This is a genomic window from [Clostridium] clostridioforme AGR2157, assembly GCF_000424325.1.
Lineage (GTDB): Bacteria > Bacillota > Clostridia > Lachnospirales > Lachnospiraceae > Enterocloster > Enterocloster clostridioformis_A.
Genome location: NZ_KE384167.1, coordinates 14,023 through 22,226 on the forward strand (window position 1 = coordinate 14,023; position 8,204 = coordinate 22,226).

Genomic DNA, 8,204 nt, shown 5'->3' on the forward strand with positions numbered 1-8,204 from the left:
AATTTCAATCCACTCCGCCGCGAGGGCGGAGACAGCAATAATACACAATAACCTCTACTATTCTCCATCACATTTCCACAAACAAATCATATAACACCCCCTTCGAATCACCCCAACCATCCCTGCATCCATCCCAATCCACTCTCATTGTGATATTTTTCTGGTGCGAATCCCCCCGTAAATCCATGTTTGCTTCAGGTTCGCACCAAAATATTTTATACTGCTCTACCGCCCGCACACCATGTCAAAATATCAATGGTTCTTCCACATTAATCCCTTTACTCACCCCAACATGGTCCACTTTTGTAGAGTGTTTATTCCCCAGGTTGTAAAATCTAAGGCTGTCCGTCCGTTCATCAATTATATCTGTCAGTATCGCCTTTAGCCTTATCAGCTGGGCATTATCCAAAATACATTCAAATACGGAGTTCTGGACGCGGGTGCCATAATTGACACATTGCTTTGCAACCTTTCTCAGCCTGGCCCTGCCTGCGGCGGTTTCCGTATTCACATCATATGTAATCAGTACCAGCATATACCTTCCTCCTCCGGCCGCAGCTGTCGGGTGTCTTTCTATTTCCAGAAAAACGGCGGATATTCATCAATATCACCTCTCAGATATCTGGACAGAAGCATGGCCTGAACAAATGGAATCATTCCCCACTCCACCTTCTCATTCAGATATGGATGGGTAATCATCTCCTTTTTCTTGTTCTGCCATTCTGACAGCAACAGCTTCCGTGCCTCATCTCCCATAATGACAGCGCCGTCCTCTTTCCGGGAAAAATCCTTTTTGTTTACCATCTTCCGGTTAATCAGGGTAAGCACAAAACGGTCTGCCAGAACCGGCCGCAGCTCCTCCATTATATCCAATGCCAGGGAAAGGCGGCCCGGCCGGTCCGTATGCATGAATCCCACGTAAGGGTCCAGGCCAACTGTTTCCAATGCTGACGCAACTGTATTGGCCAGCAGCGTGTACACAAATGACAGCATGGCATTCACATTATCCAAAGGCGGCCGCCTATTCCTTCCCTTGAAATAGAAATCCTTTTTCTGCTGTAATATGAGCTGGTCGAAAACCCCAAAGTAAATACTGGCATCCTCCCCTTCATACCCCCGCAGCTGAGCCATGTTCCGGCTTTCCTCTATGCGCTTGAGGGATTGTTTCAGGAACCCGGCCGCATCCTTCACCTTCTCTGTGTCAATCTGAAGTCCATGGTCTCTCACAGCTCTTTCCAGAACCCATCTGGCATTGTATACTTTTCCAAGGATACAGTTTCTGCCTATTATCAGGCATGCGTCCTGATCCATGGAAACCTGGTATTGTTTCCTGCGCAGAAGTACGTTTCCCCGCACATGTCCGGTCACGCGGGCCAGAAATCTTCCCTGAGGCGAAAGGATGCAAAGTGATATGTCCCGCTCCGCGCATCCCCCCATGAGGGCCGGGCTCATTCCCCTGTATCCAAAGGACACTATTCCCTCCAGATTATGGAGCGGTATCCGTCCCAGTTCCGTATCGTTGTCATAGATTACCACATTTTCCCCGTCCAGCGACAGATAACTATCAGGAGAAGTAACATACAGGGTGTTTAATAACTTCCTCATACATCCTCCTCAATCTTCCCACGGATATAATCCCTGACAGATGATGCTTTTCCCAGTTTCGGCATGCATATATCTTTCATGGAGCAGGCATTACAGCTCTTTGACCATCTGACCTTTGGTGTATATCCCTTGTCATAAAGTTCATGCATCTCCTGAAATATATCCCTTACCCGTTTTCGCAGTTCATCTGTAATCTCCACCATATTCCTGCGGTGAATCTCTCCGTAATACAGTGCCCCCGCTTCAATCCTGGCTGACAACATTTCCTCCAGACACATGGCCTGGGCCGTCAGCTGCAGTATATCTGCTTCTGATTCCTTTGGGCTCCCCTTTTTATATTCCACCGGAAATACCCGGAACAGTCCCCTGTGCCCATGGAGTCCGATTCCATCCTCCGCCCTGTGAAACTCTACAATATCGCATTCCCCGCTGACACCCATACTCCTGGAATACACAGGCAATGCCCTGCTTATCATCACATCGCCCCGCTTTTCTGCCAAATATGGGTCATGGGCCTTTTTGTGGAGCAGCTCTCCTTCTATGGTATGCTCATTCTCTTTCCACTGCTGTTCAATATGTATAAGGGCCCACTGGCGTCTGCAAAAGGTAAAATGCTGGATACCGGACAACATGAGGAAGTCATCCTCCCTGTATTCCATTATATCTTCTCCGAAACTTCAACTGTTTCCGGAATCTGGTCCCTATGGACGGCAACCGTGTAATCCCCGTATTTCCTGGGATACTCCACATCCTCATTCTTTTTTACTTCCACGGCATCAAAGAGTTTATATGCAGGGCAATCCCCCAGTTCCTTACTGTGTTTAAACACGATGAGCCGGCGGACCGCCATTTTTCCCCTGGCTGCGGAATGGTCGATTTCAAACATATTGATGATGGCATCCCACAAAAGTTCCAAATCCTCCTCTGAAAAGCCCGTGGATTTTCTGGCCAGATTAGCTGATATGTACCCCTCTGCACGGTACAGGGCGTAGGGAACGATATTCTTTCTTCCCATTTCCGTACTCTTATTTTCCGAATCCTTTTCTGTGGTAATGGCCACACGGGTAATGGTCACTTCCTGACTTACAATGGGGTCAATGCTTCTGGCAAAGCCTAACTGAACAGGCCCCCGCACCTGCCCGCAGTTTAAAGCAGCCTTTACAAAGGTTGTCATAACCGCGCCAAAGGTTCGGATATCGAAAAAGTTACGGCACATAAAATCCCGGATTTTCTGGTCTACCTGAGGGTCTTTCTTTTTGAGTTCCTTGATTCCCTTTTCATCTGTCTTAAGCTCAATGTACGCGGTATTGTCACTTCTGTTTAAGGGTACATCCTCCCGGATATATATTTTATACCCGGGCTCGTCTTCCTTCAGTGTCTCCACATAATTGCGTATCTTACGTTTTAAGCACACATCCGTCACGATACCGTATCCGCTCTCCGGATCAATCCTCGGCAGATTGCCTGCATCCGGGTCGCCGTTTGGATTCCCGTTCTCCACATCAAATAACACCACAAATTCATACCTGTTCTTAATCACCTCTGCCATCTTAAGCCTCCTCCTTTATCTTCTTCTCATATCTCTTCTGAGTCTGATGGTAATATCCCAATATGAACATTCCCTGCTCCTCCAGGGTAAGCCGCCTTGGGCAGGCTGCCTTCTGTCCCTCTGCGACAGTCAGCCTTCCCTGTAAATCACCCAGTATTTTTTCATAATATATCTCCTTCGCCCCATTGTTCATCTTCTTTATGTGGCTGTTTTTCAGCTTAAATAAAATGGGAAAGATTGCCGCCGGCGTCGCGCATGCAGAGTTAAAATACTTATCCTTTATGGTGGCGTTAATCCCCGGATTGGCGTCCTCCTGGATTGCCTCCAGAACCGCAAACTCCCTTCCCAGGATGTACGCGGTATTATTACTGTCTTCATTCAGCGCCATGGTTATTTCCTCCTTTTCATTTCCATTTTTCAGCAGATATGCTTTGATAATGGCTGCCCTTCCCCTGGTTATCTTATAAATCCGGCTGTCCCCGTCGTCCTGCTCTGCCCGTATCCTGCCAAGCACGGCCTGATACAGGGACGCCGGATACCGGCTGCCAGATATGATTGCCCTGTACACTGCCCCGGACATACTGGGAACCGGCTTTTTATCCCTGGACTTTTTATTGACGGTCTCCTGCAGCATACGCCACGTTCCCAGATACTCCACGGCGTCGGCTGCCGGACGCACTATTTCCATTCTGTCATAATGTTCTTTTATATGCTTTAATATATTTCCAAAGCTGTCCTGATAGAAAAAACGCACTGCCAGCCTGGCTGCATTAGGCGCCAGACCTAATATATAAAATTTCCTGTCCATATCAAGACTGTCCTGGACATCCTGAGCCGCAACCGCTTTTCCCTCTGCCAGGTTCTTGAATACCCCATCCACTATTTCCTGGTTCTCCATCGTTGGCTCCGATACGCACGCAAATATATTCTGGTATCGTTCGTCGCCTTCCTCGGACCAGTAAACCACTGCCGTGTCACCGATGGTTGTCCCATGAGTCCGGTCCCCAAGGAGATAATTGAGCGCCGTGGTATAGGCATAGGCCGCGTATGTTCCCACCGGTGCGTTAAAGCTCTGTTCCTTGCCGTATGATTCAAAGGCAGGTTCATTAAAGGAGACCAGCGCAGCTCCGCAGGGCTGGGCTCCCCGGACACCTTTTATGGTACCGTGAATCCTGGCGATTTCCTCCCTGCGCCCTGTCACCAGACAGACGCCCACAGGTCCTGTTCCTGACTGACGGCTGTATTCTTCCCAGCACTGCCTTATATCCGGGTCCTCATGGACATATTCCCCGTCCATCATGAACACCAGATTAGAACCGGATATGATCTCCTCCAGTTCCGGCATCAGGTATGGGTTTTCTGCTGCCCGGTCCGGCGCCCAGCAGTCAAAAAAACGGCACACCGCCCTGGCTGCGGGACTGCTGATATGCCCCAGAATGTCCTTATGCTTCTTTTTGGCGCACTCAAAACATTCCCTGGACCTCTCCGGTTTCCCCTTATTATCAATTCCCAGCATATAACCGGAATGGTCGCACAGGAAATTGGCAGATACACCGGAACAACGGGAAACCATCTGGGGTACCGTAAGGTTCCGGGGTACCCAGACTGTCTTTTTGCCGTTCTGCTGCTCTTTTTTAAGGGGGATAACGCCCATAAGCTCCCCCTGCTCTGAAATATCCAGCCCGTACGCTACCCTGGCCCTGCACCAGCCCGGACTGGTTATCTTTTCCTTCCGCTCAAGAGCTTCATAATATTCAACAAGCGCCTGGAGAATCATCGCACCACCTCACAATTCCTTACATCCAGAACACCATCCTTCATGACAGCCCTGAAAAACATGGGTTTAATGTCCTCTGTATCTGAGTAATCAAGATCATACAGCATATACCCCAAATCTCTCTCTGTGCCGTCATATGCAGTGTCTACTTCCTCCTCTTCATAGAGGGCAAACCGGGCAGGGAATTCCCGGCATCCAAAATACGGCTGATGATAGCACTCCCCCCTGCGTAGGCGCCGCATGATAATGTCCTTAAACTTACCCTCGTTATCCCCCGGGGCTGCCTTGGGGGTCATCTCGAAATGGGCCTCAACCACATATTCCACATCCCGCAGAAGAATGGACGCCCTCTGTACGATTTCCTCTTTGCTGCTTATATAAAGCGGTTTTCCTGCCCCGTTTATGGCAGTCAATGCGTTTCCTGCCAATACGGTTTTCTTTACCTCATTTCTTCGGATGCTGGTAAACTGAATGGGTTTTCTCACATAGATTTTGTCAATCACCCACCGCATCCCCGGATGCCAGTAGACCGCCTCCAGCATTCCCCTTGCGGCGGAAGGCGTCATCACATCATAGCTGCACCGTTCCACCTTCATCTCAGGGCGGCTGAAAAGGGCATAATCCCCCACATCCGGACCCGTACTCCTCGGCTCATCACTTCACTCCTTTCCGGCATACGCCATTTTCATGAAGGGGACTCAAAACATGACGGCATCGCCGCGGCTTACGTCAATCACAAGTCCTCTCTCCCTTGTATACTGCTCCTTATTCCTCAGAACATAAAAATCCTGGTCTATCTGTTCAAGGCGGCCAGCGCCGTTTAACGCTTCAAAATCATGTTCAAAAACATTTACACAGTACTGTCCCGCCTGCCTGATAAGCTCCCTGTTATGCTCTCCCCGCCGGATTTGCATGGCAATCCGCGCTGCTTCCGGCTCTGTATCAATTAAAATGGTCCTGGTATTGCTCTCAATCAGGCGGAACCCGGAAGCCACTGATGCAAATGGAAACATGAAGGAACGGCTTCCCTGCTCAAACTGCTCCACCACATCCTTTGCGTCCAATCCCTCCCCTTTATACCGGTACAGCCTGGTGAAATATTCTCCAATGGCCTCCGGCGATGATATATCTTCATACTTTCCCACAATCTGCCCCGCAACTGAAATAGGCAGTTTTAATTCCTGTGGTATATGGATATCCTCCTCTTCCTCCAAAGTAAATACCTGGGTAATGCATTCTTCCGGATCCCTCTTTCCCTCCCTGTTGCACCTTCCGGCAGCCTGGATCACGCTGTCAATTCCGGCCAGCTCCCTGTATACGGCCGGAAAATCAAAATCCACGCCTGCTTCCACCAGGCTGGTGGAAATAAGCCGGCACGGTTCTCCTGATGACAGACGGCTGCGAATCTCCTTCAAAAGCTCCTTCCTGTGCTTTGGATACATCAATGTGGATAAATGGTACGTTCCCCGGTCCTCAATGGACTCGTAGATACGCTGTACACGCTTTCTGCTGTTCAGGATACAAAGGACCTGATGCCGGCCTTCCAGCTCCTTCACCAGATACTCCTGGGATATCCGTCCTGCCAGGTGTATCCTTGTTCTTTTGAAAAAATCATATTGTCCTTTTACATCCGGACATAGTTCCGCCGCCTCCAGTTCCTGTATCTTTGCAGGAAAGAAGGGCTGCAGGGACGGCTGGGTAGCCGTACAGATAACAGCCGTGCAGTGATAATTACATATAAGCTCGCTGACAGCCCGAATACATGGCATCAGATATTTCACCGGCAGCATTTGTGCCTCATCAAATATGATTACACTGTTGGCAATGTTATGCAGTTTGCGGCATGCCGAGGTCCTGCAGGCATAGAGTGATTCAAAAAAATGGACATTTGTAGTGACCACCACCGGCTTGTCCCAGTTTTCTGCGGCCAGCTGCTCCATTTTTAATTCCTTGTCGCTCTCCTTATCCTCATATGTTACATTACAATGGTTTTCCAGGACATTTTTCTTTCCCAGGATTTCCTTAAATACCTGGGCGTTCTGTTCGATGATACTCGTATACGGGATCACATAAATAATCCGGTCAAGACCATGTTCCACCGCGTGGCGCAGGGCAAACCCAAGGGAGGACACGGTCTTGCCTCCGCCGGTAGGTACCGTGAGCTGGTACAGCCCCTGCCTCCTGAGGCCTGCCTGCAAACAAGCCTTCAGTATAGCCGTCCTTCTTCCATTTACAGATGTCAAATCATCATTGGAAAGCCAGGATTCCACATGGCTTTCCAGACGCCTGAGAAGGACATCCATACAATCATGGTCCCCCCTTCCCGCATCCTGGCCCAGCATGAATTGTTCCGTATCCAGATAATCTCCGTCCACAAGGCATGAAAACAGCATCCTGATAAAAAATGACAGGCCGAAGCCGCCCTTGCCTATCTGTCTCAGCGGCAGCCCGGGAAAATCCGGCATCTCAACTTCATTTTTATACGGACTGTAATCCTCTAACTGCTTCTTAAGCCTTCCCTGAAGCGTGGCCTCCCCCGCCGTGTCTCCGGTCCTTCCCCCGTCCAGAAGGCCTGAATGGTGACCGCTGATACAATAAGCGGCGCAATAAGCAGCCAGCGGGTTGGACCCGGCATACTGCCGCATCATCTCCTGGGCTCCCGCCGTGGCGTGGTCCGTAATGGAACCGCCCTCCAGACGTTTTTTAAATCCCTGGGAATATTTCCCGATGTCGTGCAGAATTCCGCATCCATATCCCCATGCTCCGCACCGGAAAGCCCCTGCAAACAGTTCAGAACGCCTGGCAGTCTCTGTCAGATGCTCCTTCACGGTCTGTTTTCGCGCCTTGTCGTCACTGATGTGCGCATAGTATTGCATATGTTCCCCCTTTCCCTCAGTATTGTACAAATTATAACACATATTTGTCTTAAAAATGAACTACCCCGCAGCAAGCTGCGGGGTATCGAAGGTTGCAACCTCTACATATAATCCCATATGCTATACTGCTTTGTTTTCTCTACGTTTTTATAGATTGTTTTATAATTTTTTTCCTGTCCCAGTTCTTTCACATATCTACTTATGATTTGCTCATTCCCATGTTCACTCACCGTTGCTACGTAATAGCCATCTGTCCAGAATTCTCCTCCCCACAATTTTTTCTTCACTTGTGGACATTTCGCGAACACCTCCCGGGCTATGATGCTCTTCACTATTTGGATGATTTTTTTTGGACTATATGTAGGCACTGACTGGATAAGAAAATGTACATGGTCTT

7 protein-coding genes and 1 pseudogene are annotated in these 8,204 nt (G+C 49.2%); all 8 read right to left on the reverse strand.

Translation table 11 applies throughout. From position 1 onward, the window contains the following. Positions 1-244 precede the first annotated feature (244 nt). Positions 245-535 carry a CRISPR-associated endonuclease Cas2 gene (cas2, locus tag G614_RS0126385; protein ID WP_027644253.1) on the reverse strand — a complete coding sequence of 97 codons (291 nt, stop codon included), beginning with the start codon at positions 533-535 and terminating at the stop codon, positions 245-247. A gap of 38 nt (positions 536-573) precedes the next feature. After that, positions 574-1,605: a type I-C CRISPR-associated endonuclease Cas1c gene (cas1c, locus tag G614_RS0126390; protein ID WP_027644254.1), complete on the reverse strand. Its 1,032-nt coding sequence runs from the start codon at positions 1,603-1,605 to the stop codon at positions 574-576. After that, positions 1,602-2,264, reverse strand: coding sequence for a CRISPR-associated protein Cas4 (gene cas4, locus G614_RS0126395; protein ID WP_027644255.1), 663 nt, complete (start codon positions 2,262-2,264; stop codon positions 1,602-1,604). Before cas4 ends, cas1c begins: the two co-directional genes overlap by 4 nt. Beyond that, positions 2,264-3,154, reverse strand: coding sequence for a type I-C CRISPR-associated protein Cas7/Csd2 (gene cas7c / locus G614_RS0126400; RefSeq protein ID WP_027644256.1), 891 nt, complete (start codon positions 3,152-3,154; stop codon positions 2,264-2,266). The genes cas4 and cas7c overlap by 1 nt, the downstream gene beginning before the upstream one ends. A gap of 1 nt (position 3,155) precedes the next feature. Further along, positions 3,156-4,931, reverse strand: coding sequence for a type I-C CRISPR-associated protein Cas8c/Csd1 (gene cas8c, locus G614_RS0126405; protein WP_027644257.1), 1,776 nt, complete (start codon positions 4,929-4,931; stop codon positions 3,156-3,158). Then, positions 4,928-5,586 (reverse strand): annotated as a pseudogene (cas5c, locus tag G614_RS29160) (type I-C CRISPR-associated protein Cas5c). The gene cas8c and the pseudogene cas5c overlap by 4 nt, the downstream one beginning before the upstream one ends. 43 nt (positions 5,587-5,629) lie before the next feature. After that, positions 5,630-7,807 carry a CRISPR-associated helicase/endonuclease Cas3 gene (locus G614_RS0126415; protein ID WP_027644258.1) on the reverse strand — a complete coding sequence of 726 codons (2,178 nt, stop codon included), beginning with the start codon at positions 7,805-7,807 and terminating at the stop codon, positions 5,630-5,632. A 101-nt stretch (positions 7,808-7,908) separates the two neighbouring features. After that, positions 7,909-8,204, reverse strand: a 296-nt coding sequence (gene tnpA / locus G614_RS0126420; protein WP_027644259.1) for an IS200/IS605 family transposase, incomplete at its 5' end; no start/stop codon positions are given.